The sequence below is a fragment of the Ruegeria alba genome, from assembly GCF_022321465.1.
Lineage (GTDB): Bacteria > Pseudomonadota > Alphaproteobacteria > Rhodobacterales > Rhodobacteraceae > Ruegeria_B > Ruegeria_B alba.
The window spans coordinates 122,249-148,746 of the sequence record NZ_JAKOEM010000003.1; the positions used below are offsets into that span (position 1 = coordinate 122,249).

The window sequence follows — 26,498 nt, forward strand, 5'->3', positions numbered from 1 at the left end:
GGAAAAATTTATTGACTCACCTACAGGACATAACGCATGTTACGCAATATACGTAACACCTGTTATGTAGAAGCGCCGTAGAACAACCCAACAAGGAGGATTGAGATGTTTCGAAGCTTTTTTTCGGCTGTCGTGTTCGGAACCGCGCTGGCCGCAACGGCCGCCTCGGCGGAAATCGAACTGAAGTTTGCCACCGATTCCGGGGACCGCGAATCTCCGTCGGGCGTCGCTCTTGCCGCCTGGGCGAATGCCGTGAAGGAAGGGTCCAACGGTGAGATCGACGTCAAGATCTTCTACCAGAATGAACTCGGCGGCCAGCTTGAGGTGTTCGATCTGTTCGTCGCCGGCGAAGTCAATGCCATGATTTCATGGCCTTCGACCTCATATGACAAGCGGATCGGTATCCTGAACACCCCTTACATGGTCACCTCTTGGGAAGAGGCGCTGGACGCATACAAGCCCGGCGGCTGGGCCAATGGCGTGCTGAACACGGTGTTCAACGACATCGGGCTGAAGTATTTCGGCGCCTGGCCCGAAGGTTTCAGCGGTGTCGCAACCCGCGGCGCCTATGCCACCGATGTCGCCGGTGCCGCGAACATCAAGGTGCGGACGCCGCCGCTGTTCCCCTTTCCGCAGATTCTGGAATCGATGGGCTACCAGACCGCCGCGATCGACTGGGGCGAAGTATACACCTCGATCCAGACCGGTGTGGTCGACGGTGACGCGGGCAACGTGATCTACTGGGACTACGAATATTTCCGCGACGTGCTGGACTACTATGTCCGCACGAAACACACCTTTGTCACCGGAAACCTGCTGGTCAACCTCGAGACCTACGAGGGCCTCTCGGACGAACACAAGAAGCTGATCGAAGACGCCGCTGTCGCCGTCATGGAGGCGCGTTTCAAGGCCGCCCGTGACGAAGACCAGCATTATGTTGATCTGGCCGTCCAGTCGGGCATGGAATATTTCGAACTCACGGACGAGCAGATTGCGCCGCTCGCCGAGAAGGTTCGTGCCGAAGTCTGGCCGCAAATGGAACCCGATGTCGGCAAAGACATCATGGACCTGATCCGCGCCCAGGTGAACTGACCTGCACCGTGGCCGGGATCTGACGGTTCCGGCCGCCCTCCTATCAAACATGCTGCGAACCGGGAGAAACGCGACATGGTCGACCTTCTCAGAAAGCTCGATGCCGGGCTGATCGGCATTCTCAACCTCATCGTGATTGTGACAAGTCTCGCGATCACCGGGCTGATCCTGTTTCTGGTTCTCGCCCGTTTCGTGCTTGGCTGGTCGGTCGTGGGCGTGCTGGAGCTCGCCACCCTTTCGGCAATGTGGCTTTACATGTGCGGCGCCGTCGTCGCGGCCCGCAACCATGAACATCTGGTGGTCGATTTCCTTGCCCTGTCTTTGAAAACTCCAAAGCACAAGGCCCTGCACACCTTTGCCGTATCCGTGATCATGGTCGTACTAAGCCTGTTCTTTCTGAGCCTGGCCAATGACATGGTCGCCTGGTCGATCAAGCGGCCGCAAACAACCGCCGCTCTCAGCATTCCCCTCATCGTTCCACAGTCTGCGGTCGTCCTCGCTGCCGTACTCTGTGCTGTCTATGCCGTCCGGGACGCCATCCTCGCCGCTGCTGCCGTTTTTGGCAAAACCGATCAAGAAACAGGAGAGGTCTGAACCATGGAAGCTCTTTTTGGTATCTTGCTTCTGATGGCCCTGATGATCTTCGGGGTACCGGTTGCATGGTCTTTCGCGGGCGTCCTGATGTTTCTGGTTTGGGCCTATGATGTCAGCACGTCGACATTGCTTTTGCAGGGGTTCCGGTCGCTCGACTCGGTTATCCTGCTGGCGCTGCCGCTATTCGTTCTGGCCGGCTATCTGATGCAAAGCGGCGGGGTTGCCGCACGTCTGATCAGCTTCATGTCCATGGCGATGCGGGGCCGCAAGGGTGGCTTGGGTGCAGCCCTGATCGGATCCTCCGGAGTATTCGGTGCGATTTCAGGAACGGCGACCGCCGCCGTTGCCTCGATCGGCACCATCATGGGCGATCCGCTGGCCGCTCGCGGCTATCCCCGCGGTTACACCAGCGCCCTGCTTGGCGTGTCCTCGCTTCTGGGCATCCTGATCCCTCCGTCGATCACGCTCATCCTTTTCGGCGTTGTCACGCGCCAGTCCATCACCGCCCTCTTCGCGGCGACGATCGTGCCAGGTCTGCTGCTGATGTTTGGCCTGATGCTCTTCAACAAGATCGTGACCGCACGCATGCTGGTCGACACGCCCGAACGCATGGCGGCGATTTCGGCACAGAAATCACCCCATGGCCCGCTGCGTGCCACGCTTCAGGCCCTTCCGGCCCTGATGATGCCGGTGGTCATTCTGGGCGGCATCTATGGCGGCGTGTTCACCCCGACCGAGGCCGCAGCGGTTGCCTTGTTCATGGCGATCCTGATCGGCTTCTTCATCTACCGCGATCTTACCTTGTCGCGCTTCCGTCAAAGCCTGGTCGAGGCCGGCGAAACGACGGGCACGATCATTCTTATCCTGCTGTTTTCCTTCATGATCGGACGCATCATGGTGGCCGAAAGCGTGCCGCAGGAACTGACCGAAGCCGTCACGCACCTGACAGAGAACAAGATCCTGATCCTGCTCTTGGTCAACGCATTCCTGATCTTCGTCGGAATGATCATGGACGACCTGTCGGTGACCGTGGTGATCGCGCCGCTGATGATGCCCCTGATGGTTCATCATGGCGTCGACCCGGTCCACTATGCCTCTATCGTGGCCTGTTCGGTCGTGATCGGTGCCAACAGCCCGCCGGTCGCCCCGATCCTTTACATGGCCTGCCGCATCGGCAAGGTTTCTATTCATGAAGCGGTCAAGCCAGCCTTGCAAATCATCTTCTACGTGGCACTTCCCGTGATGCTTCTGGTTACGTTTTTCCCGGAGCTGTCGCTTTTTGTCCCGCGACTGTTGGGCTTGCACTGAGAACAGAGAACCAAAATGCCACTGCTCACTCTTGCCCTTTTTCAAGCTCGCCCAGCGTTTCGTTCCGCTGACGACGCTCTCACCGATCTAGATCTGGCAATGTCGCGTGCCGCAGCAGCAGGCGCCGGCATGCTGATCACACCAGAGTTGTACCTTTCAGGCTATGGCTCTGCTGGCGCCGTGCGAGCAACGGCCCAGGTCCAGGGATCGCAATTTCTACGCGCTGCCGGACAGCTTGCGGCACGGCATCGCGTCGGGCTGGTTCTCGGATACCCGGAACAAAGCGGCTGCGCGCTCTATAACAGCGCCGCCGTCTTTGACCGGGCCGGGCACCTGATCAGCAACTATCGCAAGGTGGCGTTGCCGAACGACTTCGAAAGGGACTGTTTCACGCCGGGGGCCGGACCGGAAGCGTTCGACTTTGAAGGCATCCGCTGTTCGGTCCTGATCTGCTATGACATCGAATTCCCTGAACTGGCGCGGCGGGCTGCGCTGTTGGGAACTGAACTCTTGCTCGTGCCGACAGCGCTTCGGGCCAAGTGGCGCTTTGTCTCGGATGCCATCGTGCCGTCGCGGGCGTATGAAAACGCCATGTTCATCGGCTATTGCGATTTCGCGGCCGACGAAGCCAATTCAGAATTCAGTGGAACCAGTTCGATCTGCGCCCCGGATGGACAGCACCTTTGCCGCGCGTCCGGCCGGGAGGACATGGTGTTGGCGACAATCGACACCTCCGCCGTTCATCTGCGCAAGTCCGACTTCGACTTCTTGCAGGATCTAGAGCGGTTTGACCTCGCAACACCGCCGTTCCCGAAGATCGCTTGAACACCCGGCTAGATAGAAAGCATCGCGATGGCCTATGCAAGCCACACTCCGGTAATTCCGCCACTTGACCGACCGTCCGGCTGGCGCCCGGCAGATGAAATCGTCCCCATCAACGAAGTTTCCGAGATCGGCGCCAACTATGACTGGCTCATCGTTGGCGCTGGCATCACCGGGCTGTCCGCGGCGCATCGTCTGGGTGAACTGGTGCCACAGGACCGCATTCTGCTCGTCGATGCGCGCCCGGTCGGCTGGGGGGCATCGGGGCGAAACTCTGGTTTTCTTCTCGATCTGCCGCACAAGTTCGACCTGGATCACCCCGATGCCACGAGGCTTCGCAAGATCATGGCTCTGAACCGCAGCGCGATTTCGGTGCTTGGGGAGCAGACCGAGCGCTTGGGAATCGATTGCGACTGGTCGCCCGTCGGCAAGCTGCAAGGTGCGGTACGTGAGCGCGGAACGGGCATGATGCGCAAGTTCTGCGCGGCGCTGGACAAGATTGGCGAACCTTACGAGGTTCTCGACCGGCAAAGTTGCGCTGCCATCATGGGAACGGAATACTACGCTGGCGCCGTCTTTACCCCCGGCGCTGTGCTGGTGGACCCTTTCCTGCTGGTCAGAGGATTGGCGCGGCAGCTGCCGGAAAACGTGACCCTGCGCGACGATGCGGCAGTCGTCGAGTTTTCGGAAAAGGCCGGGGGATTTGCGGCCGAGCTGCGTTTGGCCGATGGGAGCACAGTCTCCGTTTCGGCCAATAAGGTCATTCTCGGGACCGACCCCTACACGCCGGAGTTCGGCTATATGAAAGACCGGATTCTGCCAACGATCACCTATGCAAGCATCACGCGGGCGCTCACTCCCGCCGAGCGCAAGCGCTACACCGGCAAGATGAACTGGGGACTGACCCCGGCCGATGCGGGTGGAACCACGCTCAGGATGACATCGGACGGGCGGCTCCTGATCCGTAACCACTATGGCTTTGCCCCGAACTACAAGGCGTCTTCGCGCGACCTCGGCAAGGTGGCCGAAGCGCACCGGCAGGGGCTCGACAACCGGTTCCCGGCCTTGGCCAACGTCCCGATCAGCTCGAGCTGGGGCGGGGTCGTCAGCCTGTCGCGGAACCATGCGACATTCTTCGGCGAAATGGCTCCAGGGGTCTATTCGGCGAACTGTTACAATGGTGTCGGCATGACGCGCGGCACCAGCTCGGGTCGTCTTCTGGTCGATCTCGCGCTCGGGAGATCCTCGCAGGCGCTCGAAGACATCATCGCCGTCAGTGGCCGGCCTTCGACGATTCCACCGGATCCATTCCGTTCGCTCGGTGTCAGCGGACGCATGAAACTGGTCGAGTGGGAAAGCCGCTCCGAAATCTGAGATTCGGCAAATCTGAAAGAAAACGAAATGAAGGCAGTCCGTCACAAGATTGGTCCGCGCATGAGTCAGGCCGTGCGCGCGGGCGACATGGTATACTTCGCCGGGCAGATTCCCGATGATCGGACGACCGACATCATGGGCCAAACTGCCGAAACTCTGGGCAAGATTGACGCGCTTTTGGCCGAGATGGGCGGCACCAAGTCCGACCTCGTCTCAGTTCAGATCTGGCTGAGCGACATGACGGATTTTGCGGGGATGAACATCGTCTGGGAGTCTTGGGTAGACTCGGAAAACCCGCCAGCCAGAGCAACAGCAGGAGTCGCGCTGGCCAGCCCGGATGTACGTGTAGAGATTATAGCGATCGCTCACATCCAGGCGGGCGCAGAAACCGCTGGCACTGATGGTCCAACAATGTCCGCATCCTCAGATACGCGGTGACCAGTTCGCACCAACAGCAAACGGCAGCTCCGCGCCCCGAACGACAATTTGCAGGAGCAGGTGCGGGCTTGCAGCCGTTGTTGGACAACCTTGTATCGACCAAACGCCCGATGTGCCCGCCAGGTGGCTTCCAGTTGCGCGGGTTGCCGTCAGGTGAAAAACTCTAGCCCGTTTTCTGCAAAACGGGCCCGGTTCCGCGCGCGGCCCAGGCGCGCACGGCGTCGCCGAAGGCGGTGAACAGCGGCCGCGAGACCGGATCGCTGGCCGCGTCCCATTCGGGATGCCATTGCACCGACAGGGTAAAGCCCGGCGCGTCGCGCACATAGATCGCCTCGGGAGTACCGTCCGGGGCATGACCGTCGATCTCGATGCGGGCACCCGCGGTCTTGATCCCCTGCCCGTGCAGCGTGTTGGTCATTACCTCGCGGGCGCCGAAAACACGGTGGAACACGCCGCCTTCGGTCACGCTGACGATATGGCGCAGGGCGAACTTCTCTTCCAGCGTGCCATCCGGCGGCATCCGGTGGTTCATCCGGCCCGGCAGGTCGCGGATCTCGGGGTAGAGCGTGCCGCCCATCGCCACGTTCACCTCTTGAAAGCCGCGGCAGATGCCCAGAAAGGGCTGGCCCCGCTCGACACAGGCGCGCACCAGCGGCAGGGTGATGGCATCGCGGGCACGGTCGAATTCGCCATGCGCGGCGGTTTCGCTCTCGCCATATTCCTCGGGATGAACATTGGGGCGACCGCCGGTCAGCAGGAACCCGTCGCAGACATCAAGCAGTTCGGAAACCGAGACATAACGCGGGTCGGCCGGGATCAGCAGCGGCAGACAGCCCGAGACATTGGCCACCGCGTCCGAATTCATCGTCCCGCCCGCATGGGTCGGATACTGATCGTTCAGCAGATACGAGTTGCCGATGATCCCTACGACTGGCCGCGTCATCCCGTCCCCTTGCGCTTGCCCCTTTCGACGCAGCCTAGCCGCGCCTCACAAGCGCTGCAACAGCGGCCGCATCGCAGCAAGCGCGCAGGCGCGTGTTCACCTGCGCACACAGGGGCGTGACCGGCTTGCGGGATCAGGCGCCAAGGCTGGCCTTCAGTTCCAGCCGGCGGGCATGCAGAACCGGCTCGGTATAGCCCGAGGGCTGCACCCGCCCCTTGAACACCAGATCGCAGGCCGCCTGGAAGGCGATGCCGTCGAACCCCGGCGCCATCGGGCGATAGGCCGGGTCGTCCGCGTTCTGATCATCGACCACCGCCGCCATCTTGCGCATGGCCGCCATCACCTCCTGCGCGTCCACCACGCCATGATGCAGCCAGTTGGCGATGTGCTGCGCCGAGATGCGGCAGGTGGCGCGGTCCTCCATCAGGCCCACGTTGTTGATATCCGGCACCTTGGAGCAACCAACGCCCTGATCGACCCAGCGCACGACATAGCCGAGAATGCCCTGCGCGTTGTTCTCGACCTCGCGGCGGATCTGATCGGACGACCATTTGCGGAAGCTGGCCAGAGGGATTTCCAGGATCCCGTCCACATGCGCCCGCCGTCCGCCGGCGCGCAGCGCGGCCTGTACCGCGAACACGTCGACCTTGTGATAATGCAGCGCATGCAGGGTGGCCGCCGTCGGGCTGGGCACCCAGGCGCAATTGGCGCCTGCCTTGGGATGCTCGATCTTGGTCTCGATCATGGCCGCCATCCGGTCCGGCATCGCCCACATGCCCTTGCCGATCTGCGCCTTGCCCGAGAGGCCGCATTCCAGACCGATATCGACATTCAGGTTCTCATAGGCGGTGATCCAGGATTTGCGCTTGATGAAATCCTTACGGCTGAACGGCCCCGCCTCCATCGAGGTATGGATTTCGTCGCCGGTCCGGTCGAGGAACCCGGTGTTGATGAAGCAGACCCGCGATCTGGCGGCACGGATACATTCCTTGAGGTTGACGCTGGTGCGCCGCTCTTCGTCCATGATGCCGATCTTGACCGTGTTGCGCGGCAGGCCAAGAATATCCTCGACCATGTCAAAGGTCCGGACGGCAAAACCCACCTCTTCCGGCCCGTGCATCTTGGGCTTGACCACATAGACCGAGCCGGCAAGCGAATTGCCGCCCGCCCGGTTCAGGTCATGCATCGCGATGGCGACGGTGACCAGCGCGTCCATCAAGCCTTCGAAGATTTCCGCCCCATCCGCATCCAGCACCGCCGGGTTGGTCATCAGGTGACCGACATTGCGCACCAGCATCAGCGCCCGGCCCTTGACGCTCATCGCGCTGCCATCGGGGGCAAGATAGTCCAGATCGCCGGCCAGCGCGCGGGTGAAGGTGGCACCACCCTTGGTCACCTCCTCGCTCAGGTCACCACGCATCAGGCCCAGCCAGTTGCCATAGGCCAACACCTTGTCCTCGGCGTCGACACAGGCCACCGAATCCTCGCAATCCATGATCGCCGAGACCGCGCTTTCCAGCCGCACATCGGCCAGACCCGCCTGATCGTGGCAGCCCACCGGATGGGTGCGGTCAAAGACCAGCTCCACATGCAACCCGTTGTTGCGCAAGAGCACCGCGTCGGGCGCCTTGGGGTGACCGCGATAGCCTGCGAATTTCGCCGGGTCGATCAGCGGCTGACCATCGACCAGCAACGCGCCTTCACGGATGTGATAGCGGCGGGCATCGGCATGGCTGACGCCCTGCACCGGAAACGCCTCGTCCAGAAAGACACGCGCGCGCGCCACCACACGGGCGCCACGACCCCGGTCGTAGCCGCCCGCCGGTATCGGCCCGGCCATGGCGTCGGTGCCATAAAGCGCATCATACAGGCTGCCCCAGCGGGCATTGGCGGCGTTGAGCGCGTAGCGGGCATTGGTGATCGGCACCACCAGCTGCGGCCCCGGCACCGATGCGATTTCAGGGTCGGTATCGGCCGTTTCGATCTCGAAGGCCGCGCCTTCGGGCAGCAGATAACCGATCTGGGCCAGAAACGCCTTGTACGCTTCGTGATCATGCGGCCGGTCGCGATGGGCGACATGCCAGGCGTCGATCTGCTCCTGAAGCGCCTCGCGCCGCGCCAGCAATGCGCGGTTCACCGGTGCCAGTTCGGCCACCATCCGCGCCATCCCGGCCCAGAAATCGGCGGGTTCCACCCCGGTACCGGGCAAGGCGCGCGTCTCGATGAAATCCGCCAGTTCCCCAGCGACTTTCAGCCCGTTCCGTTCCACTCTGCCGCTCATCATCGCGCCTCCGCCTTGCCGCCTGTGTACAATCGCATACTCCAGTTATCGCGAATGCAGCGGTCAAACAACAAAATGGCACGCCGGATTTACCAATGAAGCCGAAGGCAGTTTCCACCATTCCCGAACAGCGCAGACCATGAACGGCAAAGGAGCGCCGCTTGCACCCCCGGCGTGTTCTACCTAACGTCTCGCCAAACCGACAGCAGCCGAGGTTCCCATGCGCGACGCCGCCCCGAAAACCATCCACCTCAAGGATTACACCCCGTTCGGCTATCTGGTGGACGAGGTGCGCCTGACCTTTGACCTGGCGCCCGACGCAACCCGCGTCACCTCGCGCATCGCCTTTCGCCCCAATCCCGAGACGACCGACCGCCGGTTCTTTCTGCATGGCGAGGAACTGCGCCTGCTGCGCGCCGCCATCGACGGTGCCGAGATCGCCCCCGAAATCACCGACGAGGGTCTGATCTGCGCCGTTCCCGATGCGCCCTTTGTCTGGGAAGCCGAGGTCGAGATCGCACCGGCCGCCAATACCGCGCTCGAAGGACTTTATCTCTCGAACGGGATGTACTGCACCCAATGCGAGGCCGAAGGCTTTCGCAAGATCACCTATTACCCCGACCGCCCCGATGTCATGAGCACCTTTACCGTGCGTATCAACGGCACGCATCCGGTGCTCTTGTCCAATGGCAACCCGGTCGATAGCGGCGAGGGCTTTGCAGAATGGCATGACCCATGGCCAAAACCGGCCTATCTCTTTGCACTGGTGGCGGGGGACCTGCTGGCTCATTCCGACACGTTCACCACCGTTTCGGGCCGCGTAGTGGATCTGAACCTCTGGGTCCGTCCCGGAGACGAGGGCAAATGCGCCTTTGGCATGGAGGCGCTGAAGAAATCCATGCGCTGGGATGAAGAGGTCTATGGCCGCGAATACGATCTGGACGTGTTCAACATCGTTGCGGTCGACGATTTCAACATGGGCGCGATGGAGAACAAGGGGCTGAACATCTTCAATTCGGCCGCCGTGCTGGCCAGCCCCGAAACCTCGACCGACGACAATTTCGAACGGATCGAGGCGATCATCGCGCATGAGTATTTCCACAACTGGACCGGCAACCGCATCACCTGCCGCGACTGGTTCCAGCTCTGCCTCAAGGAAGGGCTGACCGTGTTCCGCGACGCCCAGTTCACCTCGGACCTGCGCAGCGCGCCCGTCAAACGCATCCGCGACGTGATCGACCTGCGCGCCCGCCAGTTCCCCGAGGATCAGGGCCCGCTCAGCCACCCGGTGCGGCCCGAAAGCTTTCAGGAGATCAACAACTTTTACACCGCCACCGTCTATGAAAAGGGCGCCGAGGTGATCGGCATGCTGAAACGGCTGGTGGGCGATGCCGCCTATGCCGAGGCGCTGGACCTCTATTTCGCCCGCCATGACGGGCAGGCCTGCACCATCGAGGACTGGCTCAAGGTGTTCGAGGATGTCACAGGGCGCGACCTGTCGCAGTTCAAGCGCTGGTACAGCCAGGCCGGCACCCCGCGCCTGACGGTCGAGGAGGCGTGGCAGGACGGCACCTTTACCCTGACCCTGTCGCAAGAGACCCCCGCCACGCCCGGCCAGCCCGACAAGCTGCCACAGGTGATCCCGGTCGCCGTCGGACTGCTCAACCCCAATGGCGACGAGGTGCGCGCCACCGAGGTGCTGGAACTGACGCAGGCGCGTCAGAGCTTCTCGTTTGACGGGCTGGCGGCACGTCCAGTGGCCTCGGTGCTGCGCGATTTCTCGGCGCCGGTGGTTCTGGACCATGACCTCTCGCCCGAGCAGCGCGCCTTTCTGTTGGCCCATGACACCGATCCCTTCAACCGTTGGGAAGCGGGCCGTGCGCTGGCCGGGCAATGCCTGCTCGACATGATCACCGAGGACGCCGCGCCCGATACCGCCTATCTGGACGGGTTGACGGCGGTGCTGCGCGACGATGGGCTGGACCCGGCCTATCGCGCGCTGATGCTGGGCCTGCCCAGCCAGTCGGAACTGGCCGCCACCCTGCATCAGCGCGGCCTGATCCCCGATCCGCAGGCGATCTGGGAGGCGACCGAGACCCTGCGCCAGACCACCGCCCAACACATGCAGGACCTGCTGCCACGGCTCAGGGCCGAGGCACAGATCGAGGCACCGTTCCGGCCCGATGCAGACCAGGCCGGCAAGCGCGCATTGGGCAGCGCCGCACTGGCTCTGCTGTCGCGGCTCGATAGCGGTACGCAGGCGGCGGCGGATTATGCCTGCGCCGACAACATGACGCTGCAACTTTCGGCGCTGTCCTGTCTGCTCAAGGCGGGCAAGGGCGAAGTCGAACTGGCCGCCTTTTATGACCAGTGGCGCGGCGACCGGCTGGTGATCGACAAATGGTTCGGGCTTCAGGTGGCACTGGCGGCGCCCGAACAGGCGGCGGAAACCGCCCGGCGCCTGAGCGCGCATGCCGAGTTCAACTGGCGCAATCCGAACCGGTTCCGTGCCGTCTTCGGCGCGCTGGCCATGCACCATGCCGGCTTCCATCATGCCTCGGGCGCGGCATACCAGCTGTTGGCGGACTGGCTGATCCGGCTGGATCCGGTAAACCCGCAGACCACCGCGCGGATGTGCTCGGCCTATCAGACCTGGCGACGGTATGACAACGACCGGCAGCTGCTGATCGGCGCCCAGCTGGATCGCATTCTGGCCCAGCCGAACCTCAGCCGGGACACCACCGAGATGCTGACCCGCATCCGGGGCAGCTGAGCCATGCGCCGAACCCTGCTCATCACCGGGGCCAGCGCCGGGATCGGCGCCGCCATCGCCCGCCTCGCCGCCACGCGCGGCTATGATCTTGCGCTCAACTACCGGCAGGACCGGGCCGGGGCCGAGTCGGTGGCCGAGGCCGCCCGCCATGCGGGCGCTACTGTGATCCTGTGCCCCGGCGACGTGGCCGACCCCGAAGACATCCGGCGCATCTATGCGCGGGTGGATGAGGGCTTTGACCGCCTCGACGGGCTGGTCAACAATGCTGGCATCGTCGACCGCGCGGCCCGTGTCACCGACCTCACTCATGACCGCCTGCGGCGCATGTTCGATGTCAACGTGATCGGCGCCATTCTGGTCGCCAAAGAGGCGGTGCTGCGGATGCAGGCCCATGGCCGGGGCGGCGCCATCGTCAATCTTTCCTCTGCCGCTGCGCGTCTGGGCTCGGCCAACCAATATGTCGATTACGCCGCCAGCAAGGCCGCGATCGACACCTTTACCAAGGGCCTCGCCGACGAGGTCGCCGCAGAGGGGATCCGCGTCAACGCGCTCCGCCCCGGTCTGATCGAGACCGGGATCCATGCCAAGGGCGGCGAACCGGATCGGGCGCAACGGTTGGCGCCGGGTGTCCCGATGCAGCGGACCGGCACCGTGACCGAGGTGGCCGAAGCGGCGCTTTTCCTGCTCTCGGACGCGGCGTCTTACATCACCGGCACCACGCTCGACGTCAGCGGCGGGCGGTGACCCTCACGATGACCGAACCGCTCCGCTACGTCCGCCACGCCCGCAGCCCCCGCAATGTCGTGCTGCTGCTGGCGGTCTGGACGGGGCTTGCGACAGTGATGGTTCTGTTTCAAGCGGCCTGGTGGCTGATCGCGCTGTGCGCCCTGCCGACCCTGCCGCTGTTGTCCGAGATCATCACCGACCGCCGCGCGGGTCTCGATCTGGACGCCGCTCGGCTCAGCTGGTTCTCGGGGCGCCTGGACGGGTCTGTCGCGCTGGACGAGATCGCGCAGGTTCGGCTGGATACGCGCTGGGATTTCAGCATTCGCGCCACGCTGTGCCTGCATTCAGGCAAAGAGATACGGCTGCCACAAGAGTCTCTGCCCCCGCATCGTGAGTTCGAAGAGATCCTGACCGCGCGTGGACTGGCCGTGGTTCGGCATCATTTCGCCGGTCGTTAGCGGATTGATGCCAGTCCGGGCGCAATCCCCAGAGCCCGCCGCAAAACCTGTCCCGAAACACCCCGCTCCGGCCTTTTTTGTGCCGCAAATCAGCGTCAGCCTGAAGCCAATACGACACCACACAGGCCAAGCATTAATCAGTATGCTGAAAAGATCCCGCACCGTTCTGAGTTCTTTGCCTGATCTGACCGCGCGACTGTTCGGTCGCGCGGTCGACTTCTCGGCTCAGACAGAACCGCGCCCTCCGATCCGGCTCGAAGATTTCCTGTCGATCCCGATCGCCGAGCACGGACAGGACGAAGACATCCGCGCCAGGCTGCGCGCTCATGGCCAGTTCCTGGCCCGGCAAGAGCGCTGGCAGGACCTGTCGGATGAAATCCGCGCCGCCGATGCCACTCGCGAAGCCACGCCGGGCGGGACCCCGGTTGCCGACCTGCTGGCCTTTGGTGCCCGGTCCGACGTGGTGCTGGCCGTCGAAGAGGCGCTGATGGACAGCCATCGCACCGATCAGGCCCCGTTGATCAACGGGATCCGGGCGCTGGAATTCGTGCGTCAGGATCATGCCGACGATCCCTATATCGCGCTGATCGTGGCGCTGACCCATATCGACCTGGCCTGGGCCTGGCGCGGCACCGGATGGGACACGATCGTGCCCCGACTCCACCGCGAGAAATGCGCCGCGCATTTCGACCGCGCCATCGAGATCCTGTCACCCTGGTGCGGCGTCAGGATGGACAGCCCGGTCCTGCAATCGGCCTGCTGCGCCTTGCTGGCCGGTCGCCGGACGCCGCAACGCAGGGTCGCGGATTGCTACGAGGCACTGATCGACCTCGATCCGTACAATCCCCGCCACATGCGCGCGCTGGGCAACCACCTGTTGCCGCGCTGGTTCGGCTCCTACGCGGAATTGGAACTGGAGGCCCGCCGGACCGCCGCGCGGACACAGGATATCTGGGGCGCCGGCGGTTATACTTGGGTCAGCCTGGACGCGATCGCCCAGGATGAAGAGGCCTGTGCCCGCGTCGATGTCGACTTCTTTGTCGACGGGTTGCGGGACATCGTGCGCGCCCGCCCCGAGCAAGAGACCATCAACATGCTGGCGTCCTATTGCGCGGTGACCCTGCGCGGCAATCTTGGCCTGCATGAAGAAGCGGATCTGAACCGCATCCGTATCTGCAACGCGGCCGACTGGTTGATCCGCGACCACCTGACCGAAGTGCATCCGATGATCTGGGCGCATGCCGCCGATGGCTTCGACAACAACATGCGCGTCAGTTCACCCAGCCGGTTCGCCGCGCGCGGTCGGGCCGATGCCCTGCAGGTCATCGCCAATCTGTTCCGCGACGAGATCCGCGAGGGCAACCGGGTCGTTTTCACGCCCGAGGGGCCTCAGTTGCACGGCGCCTGAGGTCCCCCGCTTCGGGTGACATCGTCGAACCGGGGGCGCCAGCCCAGCGCGGTCAGGCGCGGTGCAGCCAGCCTTTGATCCAGCATCGGCCCCAAGGCGCTGTCGCCATAACGCACCAAGGCCTCGGCCCGGTCCAGCACCCTGATGGACGCATCGGGCCCGGCGACGGCGCGCGCGATCTCGCCCACCGGGCGGCCGGGTTCGGCGGTGGCGAGGAAATCTCCGCCCTGCCCCGGCAGCCCCGCCAGCAGCAGATAGGCTTGTGCCAGGTCATCGGCATGCACCAGTGGCCAGCGGATCGCCGGGTCGCCCAGGATCTCGACCTCGGGCGCGTGGAACCGTTCCAGCATGCCACCCGCGTTGCTATCATAGACCGCACCCGGATGCAGCACTGCCAGATCGGTGGCATTGCTCGCTTCCAGCATCGCCACGGTATCAAGCATCCAGCCCCAGGGCGTAGCAGGGTCAAAGGGCGCGGTTTCATCCCTGACCTGCCCGCCGGTATCGCCGTAAAGCCATATGCCGCCTGTATAAATCAGGCGCGGATGGCGCCCGGCCCGGCGCGCTGCCGTTACCAGTGCCTCCATCGCGGCGCGGTCGACGTCGCCCATATCCGGGCCAAAGGTGGCCGCGGCATGGATGATGGCATCCGCCGCCACGGCCTCTGCCGCCCAGACCTCGGGTTGACGCAGATCGCCGCGACAGACCTGCCCTCCGTCACCCTCTACCTGCGCGGCCGCGTGGCCGGACCGGGCCAGCCCGGTCACCTGGTGCCCCGCCGCGACGCCAGCGCGCAGAACCGCCCCCCCGACCAACCCGCTGGCCCCTGTCACAAACAGCCTCATTTCCGTGCCTCCCTTCTGGATTCGTCCCAACCTGCCGCCTCAACCATGGTTGAGATCAAGCCCCTTTCCCCGTGCCCCCTTGCCCAACGCCGCGCACGCGCCTAGAAGGCGGTTTGAACCAAGCGGACAAGAGGCACACCCATGCTGGACCTGACCTTCGAGACCCCCAAACCCAAGACCATCGCCGGTGCCAAGCACGACTGGGAACTGGTGATTGGCATGGAGGTGCATGCTCAGGTCGCGTCGCAGGCGAAACTGTTCTCGGGCGCCTCGACCGCTTTTGGCGCCGAGCCCAATTCCAACGTCTCTTTCGTGGATGCGGCGATGCCGGGCATGCTGCCTGTGATCAACGAGTTCTGCGTCGAACAGGCGGTGCGCACCGGGCTGGGGCTGAAGGCCGAGATCAACCTGAAATCGGCCTTTGACCGCAAGAACTATTTCTACCCCGACCTGCCACAGGGATACCAGATCTCCCAGCTTTATCATCCCATTGTGGGCGAAGGAGAAGTGCTGGTCGAGATGGGAGACGGCACCGCGCGCCGGGTCCGGATCGAACGTATCCACATGGAACAGGACGCGGGCAAGTCGATCCACGACATGGATCCGAACATGTCCTTTGTCGACCTGAACCGGACCGGCGTCTGCCTGATGGAGATCGTCAGCCGTCCCGATATCCGTGGCCCCGAAGAGGCCGCCGCCTATATCGCCAAGCTGCGCCAGATCCTGCGCTATCTGGGCACCTGCGACGGCAACATGCAGAACGGCAACCTGCGGGCCGATGTGAACGTGTCGATCTGCCGTCCGGGCGCCTATGAGAAGTATCAGGAAACACAGGACTTTTCGCATCTGGGCACGCGTTGCGAGATCAAGAACATGAACTCGATGCGGTTCATCCAGGCGGCCATCGAATACGAGGCGCGCCGCCAGATCGCCATTGTCGAGGCGGGCGGCAAGGTGGATCAGGAAACCCGGCTCTATGACCCGGACAAGAACGAGACCCGCTCGATGCGGTCCAAGGAAGAGGCGCATGATTACCGCTACTTCCCCGATCCCGACCTGTTGCCGCTGGAGATCGAGCAGGCCTGGGTCGACGATATCGCGGCCAACCTGCCCGAACTGCCAGACGACAAAAAGGCGCGTTTCATCAAGGATTTCGGCCTGACCGATTATGACGCCTCGGTGCTGACCGCCGAGGTGGAATCGGCCGCTTATTTCGAAGACGTGGCCAAGGGCCGCAACGGCAAGCTGGCGGCCAACTGGGTCATCAACGAGCTGTTCGGACGGCTGAAGAAAGAGGACCACGATATCACCGACAGCCCGGTCAGCCCGGCGCAGCTGGGCGGCATCATCGACCTGATCGCGTCTGATGCAATCTCGGGCAAGATCGCCAAGGACCTGTTCGAAATCGTCTATACCGAAGGCGGTGACCCGGCCGAGATCGTCGAGGCCCGCGGCATGAAGCAGGTCACCGACACCGGCGCCATCGAGGCCGCGCTGGACGAGATCATCGCCGCCAACCCGGCGCAGGTGGAAAAGGCCAAGGTGAACCCGAAACTGGCGGGCTGGTTCGTCGGTCAGGTGATGAAGGCCACCGGCGGCAAGGCCAATCCGGGTGTCGTCAACCAGATGGTTTCGAAGAAACTGAATGGCTGACACAGCCGCTCTCGCATGATCCAAGGGATCGTGCGAGCGCGCGCCAAGGCCGTCTAGGATCTGGCCACGGCCAAGCTGGGCCTGTGATCTGTACGGGGCTTTGACCGTTTTACACCGGAGATCAAGGGCGCCCTCGGGCGCCCTTTTTGCTGCGCCAACGGATACAGCAAGGGGGTACGGAGCGGATCAACCCACCTTGCTCTCCACCGGTTTCACGCTCCGATCGCGGACGTGATCCAGAAACGCCACCACGTGATCGGCCGGTCGCCCGGTGCCTGACCATGCCCAGACAAATTCGAACCGGGCCGGAGCGCCGTCGGCGCGCAGCAGCGGAACCGCGCTCGTGGCATCGGCCAGCAGCTTGGCCCGGGGCAAAATCCCCGCCCCCAGCCCCAGCCAGGTCCATTCCTGGATCACCTGATAGCTGAGCGCATAGCCCGGATAGGCGGGCGGCGAGATGCCTTCGGCCTCGAACAACACCTCAAGCGAGCGATTGAGACCGCACCCACCCGCTGTCATGATGACCGGATCATTGGGCAGATCGGTCAGACACAGGGCCACGGGCGGTTCAACCCTTTGCCCCGATTGCGGCAGATAGTAGAGCGGATCGGAATAGAACGGCGTCTGTTGCATCCCGTCCGGGACACTGTCGCGCGGCAGGATCGCCATGTCGATGGCACCGCTCTCCAGCCGCCCGGCCAGATCGTCCAGCAGGCATTCCTTGAAAAACACCTCGACCCCTTGGTGCAGGCGGCAGAACGGATCGGTCACGCCAGTCAGCATCCGCATGTCCACCAGCGGGGAAAATCCCAGCCGCAGCAGTTTGCGCGCGGGGTTGTGAAAGGCGGCGGCGGCGGCTGTGACCTCGTCACGCGCGGACAGGACGCTTTCGAGATGGGGCAGGATATGCCGCCCGAACGGGGTCAGCGCCACCTTGCGCGTGGTCCGGGCAAAGAGTTTGGCGCCCAGTTCCTCCTCGATCTGCGCCACCGCGCTGGACAAGCTGGGCTGGGTCGCGTGGCAGATATCGGCGGCCCGGCTGAACGATTGCTCGCGCGCCACTGTCACCACAAATTCGATCTGTCTGAGTTTCATGCCGAACCCCGCCCGATTAATACACAATACCTATCAATGATATCCATTAATGCAATTTCTCTTTTGAAGCAGCCAGAGCGACAGTGCCGGGGAAAGCCAACCAGAAGGGACAATGAAATGGCATTTGATTTTCGGAACAAGCTCTTGGGCCAGATTTCGGGCGCGGCACTGATGCTGGCCGTGACAACCGATGGGGCAATGGCTGGGGACCTGAGCGACGCGCAGATCCTTGGCATTTATTCCCAGGTCAACAGTTTCGACATAGAAACCGCGCTGCTGGGGCAGCTCAAAGGCGCCTCGGACGAGGTGCGCGCCATCGGTGCCATGGTGTCGGCCGATCATACCGGCGTGCGCGCGGCGGCGCATCAGCTGGCCGCCAGCATCGGGGTGACCCCGGAACTGCCGCCCGCGCGCATCGACGCGGCGCGCGACCATGACGCGGTGATCCTGAGCCTGCACAAGCTGGAGGGCGCCGAGTTCGATGCCGCCTATCTGCGCCACGAGATCGCCTTTCACACCGCTGCCATCAGCGCGGTCGAGGGATTGCTCTTGCCCAGCGCCGACAGCCCCGAGCTGAAGGCACATTTCGAGGCGGTGCTGCCTGCCTTTCAGCATCACCTGCAAATGAACCTGGACGCCGCCGAAACACTGGGTGTCGCTCTAGAGTAACCCCCTGGCGCGCGCGCTCCTGCCCGCGCTCAGGTGGTGCCGGCGGGACGTCGCTGTCCTGTCCGGCACCTCTGGTCTTTTTGCATCCGCCTGGAGTAGTCTGCGCGCGATCCAAAGAGGCTCTGAGCATGATCCGCTACGAATACAAGGTTGTCCCCGCCCCGGAGAAGGGCATCAAGGCCAAGGGCGTCAAGACCGCGCCGGCGCGGTTCGCGCTGTCGGTGGAACAGGCGCTGAACCAAATGGCCGCCGAGGGCTGGGAATATCAGCGGGCCGAGTTGCTGCCCAGCGAGGAGCGCTCGGGCCTGACCGGCTCGACCACCAACTGGCGCAACGTGCTGGTGTTCCGCCGCCCCCTGCCCGCAGGTCCCGAAGTATTGCCCGAGGCCGAGGTCGCGGCAGAGCCCGTGGCCGAGGCGACCGCGCCCCTGAGTGCCGACAGCCCGCCGCTGGCCCGGCCCGTACCCGGCCCGTCCGAGGCGGATCGCCGCGCGCCCGCGCCCATCGCGGCGCCGGTCAACGATCCGCCGATGCATGGTGCCAAGACCACGGACGCCGGCAGCACAGAGCCCGAGGCCAAGGTCGAGAAGGACTAGGTGCCGATATCCAGTGCCAGCGCATGGATGCGCGGCACGATATCGCCCAGCGCCTGATGCACCGCGCGATGCCGCGCCACCCGGCTTTGCCCGGCAAAGGCGGCGGCACGGATGCGGATGTTGAAATGGCTCTGACCGCCCTCGCGAAATCCGGCGTGGCCGCGATGGCTTTCACTGTCGTCCACCACCTCCAGCTCGGTCGGCGCGAATGCCGCCTGCAACCGCGTGCGCATTTCCTCTGCGATCGTCATGCCCGTCTGCCCTCACATTCCCGCGCAATCTGCGCTCTTTTCCGCGCGGCCGCGATTTTCTTGCCGCCGCCCTCTTCTATCTGGCGTCACTTAGACTAAACTCCTGCCTCCGAGTCGAGAAGCCGCAACCGAAAGGGCCCGCCATGAGCAAATCAGATCCGTTCGGATTCGATATGTCCGTCTCTTCCGCCAAGAAAAAGAACCCGCGCGGGCGCCGGGGCATGTCGGGCGCGTCCGAAACCTCGGTCCGGGTCTGCGAACACGAGGGTTGCACCGAGGCAGGCAAGTTCCGCGCGCCCAAGGCCCCCGATGTGCTGGACGACTATTTCTGGTTCTGCCAGCAGCATGTGCGCGAATATAACCAGAAATGGAACTTCTTCGACGGCACCACCGAGGCCGAGATGAACGCGCAAATGTCCAAGGACAAGGTGTGGGAACGCAAGACGCGACCGATGACCGACCCCGAGGCGCGCGCCTGGGCACGGCTGGGCATCGAGGACCCGCATCAGGTTCTGGGGGCCAACGCCACCCAGAATCCGGGCCGCGTCAATACCGGCCGCCGCCTGCCGCCGACCGAGCGCCGCGCCATCGAGATTCTCGAAGCCAAGGACAGCTGGACCAAGGCCGAGGTGCGCGCCGCCTACAAGAAGCTCATCAAGGTGCTGCACCCGGACATGAACGGCGGCGACCGCAGCCAGGAAGAGCAGTTGCAAGAGGTGGTCTGGGCCTGGGACCAGATCAAGGACAGCCGGAACTTCAAATAGGCGCCGGCTCCGGCGCCGACCGGCCCCATCAGCGCCTGTCCGCGCGTTGGGGGCGTGATACGGCCGTGACAATCCGTCGATAGGGCTCATTCGGATGCGCGCGGCACTGCTCGACTGATGCCCCCGAGATCGTGACGGCAAAAAGCGCCCGCGCGGCGCTTTTCGCCTTTTCCTTGCGGCTGGGGGCGATATGGTGCACCCCGACAAGATTGGCCCGCCCCGACGCGGCGCGGCAAGGCGATAAGGACGATTGGTATGGCTGACGGAACGATCCCGATGAACGCAAAACCCACCGAGGAGATTTCCGTCCGCGAAGTCTTTGGCATCGACACGCCGATGGTGGTCAAGGGCTTTGCCGAGCGCAGCGACCGGGTGCCCGAGATCGATCAGACCTACAAGTTCGATCCCGATACCACGCTGGCCATTCTGGCGGGCTTCAGCCACAACCGCCGCGTCATGGTGCAGGGCTATCACGGCACCGGCAAATCGACCCATATCGAACAGGTCGCCGCGCGGCTGAACTGGCCCTGCGTGCGCGTCAACCTCGACAGCCATATCAGCCGGATCGACCTGATCGGCAAGGACGCGATCAAGCTGCGCGACGGCAAGCAGGTTACCGAGTTCCACGAAGGCATCCTGCCCTGGGCGCTGCGCAACCCGGTGGCCATCGTGTTCGACGAATACGACGCGGGCCGCGCCGACGTGATGTTCGTGATCCAGCGGGTGCTGGAACATGACGGCAAGCTGACCCTGCTGGACCAGAACGAGATCATCACGCCGAACCCCTGTTTCCGCCTGTTCGCCACCGCCAACACGGTGGGACTGGGCGACACCACCGGCCTCTATCACGGCACCCAGCAGATCAACCAGGCCCAGATGGACCGCTGGTCGCTGGTGGCGACGCTGAACTATCTCAGCCATGACGCCGAAACGATGATCGTGCTCAGCAAGGCGCCGCATTACAACACCGAGAAGGGCCGCAAGCAGGTCAGCCAGATGGTGACCGTGGCCGACCTGACCCGGACCGCCTTCATGAACGGCGATCTGTCGACCGTGATGTCGCCCCGGACCGTGATCAACTGGGCGCAGAATGCCGAGATCTTCCGCGATGTGGGCTATGCCTTCCGGCTGACCTTCCTCAACAAATGCGACGAGCTGGAGCGCCAGACGGTGGCCGAGTTCTATCAGCGCTGTTTCGACGAGGAACTGCCCGAAAGCGCGGCAAGCACGAGCCTGGGGTGATCCGGGCGGCCGCCATATCCGCCTTGCGGCCCACCATGGGCCGCGACCGCCTGTTTGCAGGACCGAAGTGACATGAGCAAACCGACCGACAACCCCGCCGATCCGTTCAAGAAGGCGCTGGCCGAGGCGACCAAGGTGATGGCCGACGACCCGGATCTGTCGGTCAGCTATACGGTCGATCCCTCGGGTGTCAGCGGCGACGCGATGCGCCTGCCGCAGGTCAGCCGCCGGATGACCCGCGACGAGGTGTTGCTGGCGCGCGGCACGGCGGATGCGCTGGCGCTCTATCGCCGCTATCACGACGACGCCACCCACAGCCGCTATGCCCCGCCGGGCGACATGGCGCGCGACCTCTACGAAGCGATGGAGACCGCCCGTTGCGAGGCGATGGGCGCCCGCGACATGCCCGGCACCGCGTCCAACATCGACGTCAAGATCACCCATGAGGCGCTGCGGCGCGGCTATGACCAGTGCAAGCAGCCCTCCGAGGCACCGCTGCCGGTGGCGGCGGGCTATCTGGTGCGGCATCTGGCGACCGGGCGCGACCTGCCGGCGGCGGCGGCCAATGTGATGAACCTGTGGCGCGGCTTTATCGAGGAACAGGCCGGCGGCACGCTGGAAAACCTGAGCGATATCCTCTCAGATCAGGCCGAATTCGCCAAATTCGCGCGCCAGGTGATCAAGGACCTCGGCTATGGCGACCAGCTGGGCGATGACCCGGACGAAATGGACGAGGATCAGGAGGATCAGGCCGAGGACGACGCCGACGAGCAGCCCGATCCGGACAGCACCGGCCAGGACGATCAGGATGATCAGGACGCCGACGCCGATCCCGAGCAGAGCCAGGAACAGCAGCAGGACGAAAGCCAGGCCCAGGTCTCGATGGACGAGCTGGCCGACGAGGAGCTGGCCGAAGAAACCGAGATGCCCGATGGCGAGGCGCCGCTGGAGCCGCCCCCGCCGCCGCCCGCCTCGGAGGCCGATCCGAACTACAAGGTCTATCTCGATACCCATGACGAGGAGATCGCCGCCGAAGAGCTGGCCGAACCGGCCGAGCTGGAGCGGCTGCGCGCCTATCTCGACCAGCAGCTGGAGCCGCTGAAAGGCGCGGTGTCGCGCCTTGCCAACAAGCTGCAACGCCGCCTTCAGGCGCAGCAGAACCGCAGCTGGGAATTTGACCGCGAAGAGGGCATTCTGGATGCCGGCCGACTGGCGCGGGTTGTGGCCAACCCGACCACGCCGCTGTCGTTCAAGGTGGAGAAGGATACCGAGTTCCGTGATACGGTGGTGACGCTGCTCTTGGATAACTCGGGCTCGATGCGGGGACGCCCGATTTCGATCGCGGCGATCTGCGCCGATGTGCTGGCGCGCACGCTGGAACGCTGCAACGTCAAGGTCGAGATCCTGGGCTTTACCACCCGCGCCTGGAAGGGCGGGCTGGCGCGCGAGGCCTGGCTGAACGAAGGCCGCCCGCAGCAGCCCGGTCGCCTCAATGACCTGCGCCACATCATCTACAAGGCCGCCGACGCGCCGATGCGGCGCACACGGCAGAACCTGGGCCTGATGATGAAAGAGGGCCTCTTGAAGGAAAACATCGACGGCGAGGCGCTGGAATGGGCGCATCGCCGGATGCTGGGCCGCCGCGAGCAGCGCAAGATCCTGATGGTGATCTCGGACGGGGCGCCGGTGGACGATTCCACCCTGAGTGTGAACCCGGCGAATTACCTGGAAAAACACCTGCGCGACGTGATCGCCATGGTGGAAAAGCGCAAGCAGGTCGAACTGCTGGCCATCGGTATCGGCCATGACGTGACCCGCTATTACCAGCGCGCGGTGACGATCACCGATGTCGAGCAGCTGGCCGGTGCCATGACCGAGCAGCTGGCGGCGCTGTTCGACAGCGACCCGCGCGCCCGCGCGCGGGTGATGGGCATGAAACGCGCCAGCTGACCCGGATCGGTGGCGCCTGTCTTGCTTCCGGGCGCCTCCGGCGGGAGTATTTCCGACCAGAAAGAAGCACAGGGTCCGTCTCCCCCCTCAGCCCGTCAAGACAGGCTGACAAGACGCCGAAAGGCGAACAGTCGGGCGATCCGTCCTGCCCGCCAAGCTTTTGCGGTCCGACGCGGTGTCACGTATCGGGCGGCCGTCCTTTCTTCCTCACTCGGCGGTTGCAGATGGACAGGGCGGTGGCTGAGAAGCGCGGTATCGGTATGCAGGATCATGTCAGGTCTCCTTGTTGTGTTCCCAGCATGGCAGCATCGGGCGCGCGGCGCTTTCAGACAGCCTTGGGAAACCCCTGCCTGAATCCTTATTTTTTGCTTGGGGCTTGCCGAAACACCGAAAGCGGGGTGTTAATTCACCATGCGCTATGTGTTTCGCGATTGCGTTCTGGATACCGGGCGGCATGTCTTGATGCGGGGCGATGCGCCGGTTGCCGTCGAGCCGCAGGTATTCGACCTGCTACACCTGCTGGCACGCAATGCCGGGCAGCTGGTCACCCGTGACGAAATCCTGGCCGAGGTCTGGAACGGGCGCATCGTCTCGGAAAGCGCCGTCAGCGCCCGCATCGCCGCCGCGCGCAAAGCCGTAGGCGACGACGGCAAGGCACAGCGGGTCATCCGTACAATCGCCCGGCGGGGGTTGCAGATGGTGACCGAGGTCACGGAACGAACCCACGAGACCGCCCCCATGGCGACCGGGGACAGGACAGACGAGCCACGCATTCGTTACATCATTCTGCCCACCGGACATTCCATGGCCTATTCGGTTTCGGGTCCCGGCCCTCCTGTGATCCTGCTCGGCCAAACACGTTCGGATATTGCCGCGGAGTGGCGGCTGCCTTTCGAACGTCATCGCTTCGAAGCCTTGTCACGCCAAAACGCGCTGATCCGGTTCGACGCCATTGGTTCGGGGCAATCCGACCCCCGGTCCGATCGTTCCACGATTGATGAGCAGGCCGAAGATGTCCTGTGCCTTGCCGACGCGCTGGGGCTCGACCGGTTCGCGCTCTATTCCCAATCCGGTGGTTGTGCTCAGGGCCTTTACATCGCAGCGCATCACCCTGAACGCGTAACACGTCTGGCCATGATGGGCGCCTATGCCGAAGGGCGCGCGGTGCGCGACAATGCGGATGGCAAGGAGGCCGAACCCTTGCAAGCCATGTTGCAAACCGCGCGGTCGCGGTCGGATAGCACCTTTTTCGAAGCCTTCCTGCTGGCATATCAGCCCGAAGGGCCACTGGACTCCGTCCGGGCCTATGCCCGGATGATGCTGGATTCGGCGACCAGAGAACATGACCTGCGCCACCGCCACGTGATCAATCATCATTCGAGCCTGGACTTCCTGTCACGGATCACTTGTCCGACGCTGATCCTGCATTCCCGCCACGATGCGGTTCATCCACTCTCCGAGGCCCGCAAGCTGGCCGCTGGCATCGCGGATGCGGAAATGGTGGTGCTCGACTGCGCCAATCACATTCCCTGGCAGGGCAATGCGGCCTATGACACCTACCTGGAAACGCTGACCCGGTTCCTTGCGGCGGGGGTGGGCTAGACCGCCATGCGCTATGCTTTTGCCAACTGCCTGCTGGATACCGACGAGTTGACGCTGGTTCGGGACGCCGAGGAGATTGCCGTCGAGCCGCAGGTATTCGACCTGTTACACCTGCTGGCGCGCAATCCCGGACGGCTGGTGACCCGAGATGAAATCCTGGCCGAGGTCTGGAACGGGCGCATCGTTTCGGAAAGCGCGATCAGCGCCCGCATCGCGGCGGCACGCAAGGCGGTGGGTGACGATGGCAAGGCGCAACGGATCATTCAGACGGTCACCCGGCGGGGGCTGAAATTCGTAGCCGAGGTGACGGCGGACACGCCGCCTGCCCTGCTCCGGCCTGCCCACATGGTGCAGCGCATCCGGTACACACGCACGGCGGAGGGGAAGTCGCTGGCATATGCCGTCATCGGAGCCGGCCCACCGGTGGTGCGCGGCGGCTACAACACCACCGATCTGGAAGCAGAGTGGAACACGCCCTCGGAACGGGCGATGTTCGATGCAATTGCCGAGCGCCACAGCCTGTTGCGGTTCGATCCGATCGGGTTCGGGCGGTCGGACCGGGCGCTGGAGGAATTCTCGTTCGATACCCTGGCCGAGAACCTGAAGCTGGCAGCGGATGCGGCGGGGTTCGAACGGTTCGCGCTCTACAGCGAATCCGGCGGCGTTCTGTCGGCGCTGCGCTTTGCGGTCAAGTACCCCGAGCGGGTCAGCCGCCTGGCCATTGTCGGCGGCTATGCCGAAGGGCGCGGGAGGCGAAACCCCGACCTGAAGGCCGACGTGATGCATTCGCTGGTCACCGAGGGCTGGACCGCGCAGGAGATCAGTTTCGTCTCGGCGATGATGCTGAGCTATTTTCCCGAAGGTCCGCTGGAGGCGATCCACGACATGGCGCGCAACATGATCAATGCTTCGTCGCGCGAGACCATGCTGAAGGTTCGGGCGGCGATCCACGATGTCTCGCTGTTGCCGCTGTTGCCCCAGGTGCGATGCCCGACCCTGATCATCCATGCCCGGCATGACAATGTGCATCCGCTGTCCGAGGCACAGAAACTGGCGGCTGGCATTCCAGGGGCCGAACTGATGGTGCTGGAAACCGCCAACCACATCCCGATACCGGGCAATGCGGTCTGGGACGAATATCAATCGACCTTGTTGGGTTTCCTTGGGGAACGGGAACGGTCGCCCGCCCAAGGGGTCACTCGCCCAGCATTTCCCTGAAGGGTTTGTAATCGGCCCCATAACAGTGGGACAACAGGCCGGTAACGTTCCGGGTCCTCAATACGGTCTCGCCATCCGCGCTGAGCGTGACCTCCCAATAGTCGCGACCGATATAGGTACCTCGGGCATTGCGGGCATCCGACGTGGCGCAAAGCTTGATCGTATCGCCTTGCTTGACAAGCCGCGAGACCCGCGCCTGTCCGGGATTTGCCGGGTTTGCAAGCTTCTTGCCGATGGCATCGGCCGCATTGCGGCGGGCGATCTCGGGTGTTGGCCGCTTTTCCTCCTGCGCGGCAAGCGGCAGGGCAAGGCTGGCAAGGACAATCAGGGCAGGCAAACGGATCATGCCGGCATGATAGGCCAAGTCGCGCGCATCACAAGAGCGTCGCGGAGGTG

At 63.8% G+C, this 26,498-nt stretch carries 24 protein-coding genes; 18 read left to right on the top strand and 6 right to left on the bottom strand.

What is annotated here, in order from left to right; genetic code table 11:
* The first annotated feature begins 105 nt into the window (after window positions 1-105).
* The 6 genes from dctP (at window position 106) to MB818_RS06250 (ending at window position 5,628) form a co-directional block, all read left to right on the top strand.
* On the top strand, window positions 106-1,092 hold the full coding sequence (dctP, locus tag MB818_RS06225; RefSeq protein ID WP_234138923.1) for a TRAP transporter substrate-binding protein DctP: 987 nt from the start codon (window positions 106-108) through the stop codon (window positions 1,090-1,092).
* Window positions 1,093-1,167: 75 nt separating this feature from the next.
* A complete protein-coding gene (locus tag MB818_RS06230; protein ID WP_234143462.1) occupies window positions 1,168-1,686 on the top strand; it encodes a TRAP transporter small permease in 519 nt (172 codons plus the stop codon).
* 3 nt (window positions 1,687-1,689) lie between these two features.
* Window positions 1,690-2,994, top strand: coding sequence for a TRAP transporter large permease (locus MB818_RS06235; RefSeq protein WP_234138921.1), 1,305 nt, complete (start codon window positions 1,690-1,692; stop codon window positions 2,992-2,994).
* 15 nt (window positions 2,995-3,009) lie between these two features.
* On the top strand, window positions 3,010-3,819 hold the full coding sequence (locus MB818_RS06240) for a nitrilase-related carbon-nitrogen hydrolase (protein ID WP_238904437.1): 810 nt from the start codon (window positions 3,010-3,012) through the stop codon (window positions 3,817-3,819).
* A 27-nt stretch (window positions 3,820-3,846) separates the two neighbouring features.
* Complete coding sequence (locus tag MB818_RS06245) at window positions 3,847-5,190, top strand: NAD(P)/FAD-dependent oxidoreductase (protein ID WP_238904439.1); 1,344 nt, start codon at window positions 3,847-3,849, stop codon at window positions 5,188-5,190.
* Between the two features lie 27 nt (window positions 5,191-5,217).
* A complete protein-coding gene (locus MB818_RS06250) occupies window positions 5,218-5,628 on the top strand; it encodes a RidA family protein (protein WP_238904441.1) in 411 nt (136 codons plus the stop codon).
* Window positions 5,629-5,791: 163 nt separating this feature from the next.
* Here MB818_RS06250 and MB818_RS06255 read toward each other — a convergent pair whose 3' ends face one another.
* Window positions 5,792-6,571: a gamma-glutamyl-gamma-aminobutyrate hydrolase family protein gene (locus tag MB818_RS06255; RefSeq protein ID WP_238904443.1), complete on the bottom strand. Its 780-nt coding sequence runs from the start codon at window positions 6,569-6,571 to the stop codon at window positions 5,792-5,794.
* A gap of 133 nt (window positions 6,572-6,704) precedes the next feature.
* Window positions 6,705-8,852, bottom strand: a complete 2,148-nt coding sequence (locus MB818_RS06260) for a malate synthase G (protein ID WP_238904445.1) — start codon at window positions 8,850-8,852, stop codon at window positions 6,705-6,707.
* A gap of 220 nt (window positions 8,853-9,072) precedes the next feature.
* Here MB818_RS06260 and pepN point away from each other — a divergent pair, with 220 nt between their 5' ends.
* The 4 genes from pepN (at window position 9,073) to MB818_RS06280 (ending at window position 14,217) form a co-directional block, all read left to right on the top strand.
* The gene (pepN, locus tag MB818_RS06265) at window positions 9,073-11,625 is read left to right on the top strand and encodes an aminopeptidase N (RefSeq protein ID WP_238904447.1); all 2,553 of its coding nucleotides are present in this window, start codon (window positions 9,073-9,075) and stop codon (window positions 11,623-11,625) included.
* Window positions 11,626-11,628: 3 nt separating this feature from the next.
* Entirely contained in the window at window positions 11,629-12,369 is a 741-nt protein-coding gene (locus MB818_RS06270) for an SDR family oxidoreductase (protein ID WP_234138914.1), read from the top strand.
* A gap of 8 nt (window positions 12,370-12,377) precedes the next feature.
* Window positions 12,378-12,809 carry a hypothetical protein gene (locus tag MB818_RS06275; protein WP_234138913.1) on the top strand — a complete coding sequence of 144 codons (432 nt, stop codon included), beginning with the start codon at window positions 12,378-12,380 and terminating at the stop codon, window positions 12,807-12,809.
* Between the two features lie 175 nt (window positions 12,810-12,984).
* Window positions 12,985-14,217 carry a hypothetical protein gene (locus tag MB818_RS06280; RefSeq protein ID WP_238904449.1) on the top strand — a complete coding sequence of 411 codons (1,233 nt, stop codon included), beginning with the start codon at window positions 12,985-12,987 and terminating at the stop codon, window positions 14,215-14,217.
* Here MB818_RS06280 and MB818_RS06285 read toward each other — a convergent pair.
* Window positions 14,199-15,062 carry an NAD-dependent epimerase/dehydratase family protein gene (locus MB818_RS06285; protein WP_234183151.1) on the bottom strand — a complete coding sequence of 288 codons (864 nt, stop codon included), beginning with the start codon at window positions 15,060-15,062 and terminating at the stop codon, window positions 14,199-14,201. The genes MB818_RS06280 and MB818_RS06285 overlap by 19 nt on opposite strands.
* A gap of 141 nt (window positions 15,063-15,203) precedes the next feature.
* Between MB818_RS06285 and gatB the strand changes: the two genes are divergently transcribed.
* Entirely contained in the window at window positions 15,204-16,715 is a 1,512-nt protein-coding gene (gene gatB, locus MB818_RS06290) for an Asp-tRNA(Asn)/Glu-tRNA(Gln) amidotransferase subunit GatB (RefSeq protein ID WP_234177339.1), read from the top strand.
* A gap of 186 nt (window positions 16,716-16,901) precedes the next feature.
* Here gatB and MB818_RS06295 read toward each other — a convergent pair whose 3' ends face one another.
* Complete coding sequence (locus tag MB818_RS06295) at window positions 16,902-17,810, bottom strand: LysR family transcriptional regulator (RefSeq protein ID WP_238904450.1); 909 nt, start codon at window positions 17,808-17,810, stop codon at window positions 16,902-16,904.
* Window positions 17,811-17,927: 117 nt separating this feature from the next.
* On the opposite strand from MB818_RS06295, the gene MB818_RS06300 reads away from it, so the two are divergent.
* Together MB818_RS06300 and MB818_RS06305 are read left to right on the top strand one after the other, a co-directional pair.
* Complete coding sequence (locus tag MB818_RS06300; protein WP_238904452.1) at window positions 17,928-18,479, top strand: DUF4142 domain-containing protein; 552 nt, start codon at window positions 17,928-17,930, stop codon at window positions 18,477-18,479.
* 128 nt (window positions 18,480-18,607) lie between these two features.
* Complete coding sequence (locus MB818_RS06305; RefSeq protein ID WP_238904454.1) at window positions 18,608-19,075, top strand: DUF4177 domain-containing protein; 468 nt, start codon at window positions 18,608-18,610, stop codon at window positions 19,073-19,075.
* Here the strand turns inward: MB818_RS06305 and MB818_RS06310 are convergent.
* A complete protein-coding gene (locus tag MB818_RS06310; RefSeq protein ID WP_234143448.1) occupies window positions 19,072-19,326 on the bottom strand; it encodes a BolA family protein in 255 nt (84 codons plus the stop codon). The two genes, MB818_RS06305 and MB818_RS06310, sit on opposite strands and share 4 nt — an antisense overlap.
* A gap of 143 nt (window positions 19,327-19,469) precedes the next feature.
* Here MB818_RS06310 and MB818_RS06315 point away from each other — a divergent pair, with 143 nt between their 5' ends.
* The 5 genes from MB818_RS06315 to MB818_RS06335 all read left to right on the top strand — a co-directional run bounded on the left by MB818_RS06315 (window position 19,470) and on the right by MB818_RS06335 (window position 26,102).
* Window positions 19,470-20,090, top strand: a complete 621-nt coding sequence (locus MB818_RS06315) for a J domain-containing protein (RefSeq protein ID WP_234138905.1) — start codon at window positions 19,470-19,472, stop codon at window positions 20,088-20,090.
* A gap of 255 nt (window positions 20,091-20,345) precedes the next feature.
* Window positions 20,346-21,332: a cobaltochelatase subunit CobS gene (cobS, locus tag MB818_RS06320; RefSeq protein ID WP_234138904.1), complete on the top strand. Its 987-nt coding sequence runs from the start codon at window positions 20,346-20,348 to the stop codon at window positions 21,330-21,332.
* Window positions 21,333-21,404: 72 nt separating this feature from the next.
* Window positions 21,405-23,282, top strand: a complete 1,878-nt coding sequence (cobT, locus tag MB818_RS06325; RefSeq protein WP_234143447.1) for a cobaltochelatase subunit CobT — start codon at window positions 21,405-21,407, stop codon at window positions 23,280-23,282.
* Window positions 23,283-23,693: 411 nt separating this feature from the next.
* The gene (locus tag MB818_RS06330; protein ID WP_238904456.1) at window positions 23,694-24,884 is read left to right on the top strand and encodes an alpha/beta hydrolase; all 1,191 of its coding nucleotides are present in this window, start codon (window positions 23,694-23,696) and stop codon (window positions 24,882-24,884) included.
* A 6-nt stretch (window positions 24,885-24,890) separates the two neighbouring features.
* Window positions 24,891-26,102 (top strand): alpha/beta hydrolase, encoded by a 1,212-nt coding sequence (locus MB818_RS06335; RefSeq protein ID WP_238904458.1) that lies wholly within the window; start codon window positions 24,891-24,893, stop codon window positions 26,100-26,102.
* Here MB818_RS06335 and MB818_RS06340 read toward each other — a convergent pair.
* On the bottom strand, window positions 26,080-26,448 hold the full coding sequence (locus MB818_RS06340; RefSeq protein WP_234143444.1) for a hypothetical protein: 369 nt from the start codon (window positions 26,446-26,448) through the stop codon (window positions 26,080-26,082). The genes MB818_RS06335 and MB818_RS06340 overlap by 23 nt on opposite strands.
* Between the last annotated feature and the right edge of the window lie 50 nt (window positions 26,449-26,498).

What these genes read in the sequence shown, in the direction of transcription:
- dctP (WP_234138923.1), top strand. Translation starts at nt 106, where the DNA reads ATGTTTCGAAGCTTTTTTTCGGCTGTCGTGTTCGGAACCGCGCTGGCC.
- MB818_RS06230 (WP_234143462.1), top strand. Translation starts at nt 1,168, where the DNA reads ATGGTCGACCTTCTCAGAAAGCTCGATGCCGGGCTGATCGGCATTCTC.
- MB818_RS06235 (WP_234138921.1), top strand. Translation starts at nt 1,690, where the DNA reads ATGGAAGCTCTTTTTGGTATCTTGCTTCTGATGGCCCTGATGATCTTC.
- MB818_RS06240 (WP_238904437.1), top strand. Translation starts at nt 3,010, where the DNA reads ATGCCACTGCTCACTCTTGCCCTTTTTCAAGCTCGCCCAGCGTTTCGT.
- MB818_RS06245 (WP_238904439.1), top strand. Translation starts at nt 3,847, where the DNA reads ATGGCCTATGCAAGCCACACTCCGGTAATTCCGCCACTTGACCGACCG.
- MB818_RS06250 (WP_238904441.1), top strand. Translation starts at nt 5,218, where the DNA reads ATGAAGGCAGTCCGTCACAAGATTGGTCCGCGCATGAGTCAGGCCGTG.
- MB818_RS06255 (WP_238904443.1), bottom strand. Translation starts at nt 6,571, where the DNA reads ATGACGCGGCCAGTCGTAGGGATCATCGGCAACTCGTATCTGCTGAAC.
- MB818_RS06260 (WP_238904445.1), bottom strand. Translation starts at nt 8,852, where the DNA reads ATGAGCGGCAGAGTGGAACGGAACGGGCTGAAAGTCGCTGGGGAACTG.
- pepN (WP_238904447.1), top strand. Translation starts at nt 9,073, where the DNA reads ATGCGCGACGCCGCCCCGAAAACCATCCACCTCAAGGATTACACCCCG.
- MB818_RS06270 (WP_234138914.1), top strand. Translation starts at nt 11,629, where the DNA reads ATGCGCCGAACCCTGCTCATCACCGGGGCCAGCGCCGGGATCGGCGCC.
- MB818_RS06275 (WP_234138913.1), top strand. Translation starts at nt 12,378, where the DNA reads ATGACCGAACCGCTCCGCTACGTCCGCCACGCCCGCAGCCCCCGCAAT.
- MB818_RS06285 (WP_234183151.1), bottom strand. Translation starts at nt 15,062, where the DNA reads ATGAGGCTGTTTGTGACAGGGGCCAGCGGGTTGGTCGGGGGGGCGGTT.
- gatB (WP_234177339.1), top strand. Translation starts at nt 15,204, where the DNA reads ATGCTGGACCTGACCTTCGAGACCCCCAAACCCAAGACCATCGCCGGT.
- MB818_RS06295 (WP_238904450.1), bottom strand. Translation starts at nt 17,810, where the DNA reads ATGAAACTCAGACAGATCGAATTTGTGGTGACAGTGGCGCGCGAGCAA.
- MB818_RS06300 (WP_238904452.1), top strand. Translation starts at nt 17,928, where the DNA reads ATGGCATTTGATTTTCGGAACAAGCTCTTGGGCCAGATTTCGGGCGCG.
- MB818_RS06305 (WP_238904454.1), top strand. Translation starts at nt 18,608, where the DNA reads ATGATCCGCTACGAATACAAGGTTGTCCCCGCCCCGGAGAAGGGCATC.
- MB818_RS06310 (WP_234143448.1), bottom strand. Translation starts at nt 19,326, where the DNA reads ATGACGATCGCAGAGGAAATGCGCACGCGGTTGCAGGCGGCATTCGCG.
- MB818_RS06315 (WP_234138905.1), top strand. Translation starts at nt 19,470, where the DNA reads ATGAGCAAATCAGATCCGTTCGGATTCGATATGTCCGTCTCTTCCGCC.
- cobS (WP_234138904.1), top strand. Translation starts at nt 20,346, where the DNA reads ATGGCTGACGGAACGATCCCGATGAACGCAAAACCCACCGAGGAGATT.
- cobT (WP_234143447.1), top strand. Translation starts at nt 21,405, where the DNA reads ATGAGCAAACCGACCGACAACCCCGCCGATCCGTTCAAGAAGGCGCTG.
- MB818_RS06330 (WP_238904456.1), top strand. Translation starts at nt 23,694, where the DNA reads ATGCGCTATGTGTTTCGCGATTGCGTTCTGGATACCGGGCGGCATGTC.
- MB818_RS06335 (WP_238904458.1), top strand. Translation starts at nt 24,891, where the DNA reads ATGCGCTATGCTTTTGCCAACTGCCTGCTGGATACCGACGAGTTGACG.
- MB818_RS06340 (WP_234143444.1), bottom strand. Translation starts at nt 26,448, where the DNA reads ATGATCCGTTTGCCTGCCCTGATTGTCCTTGCCAGCCTTGCCCTGCCG.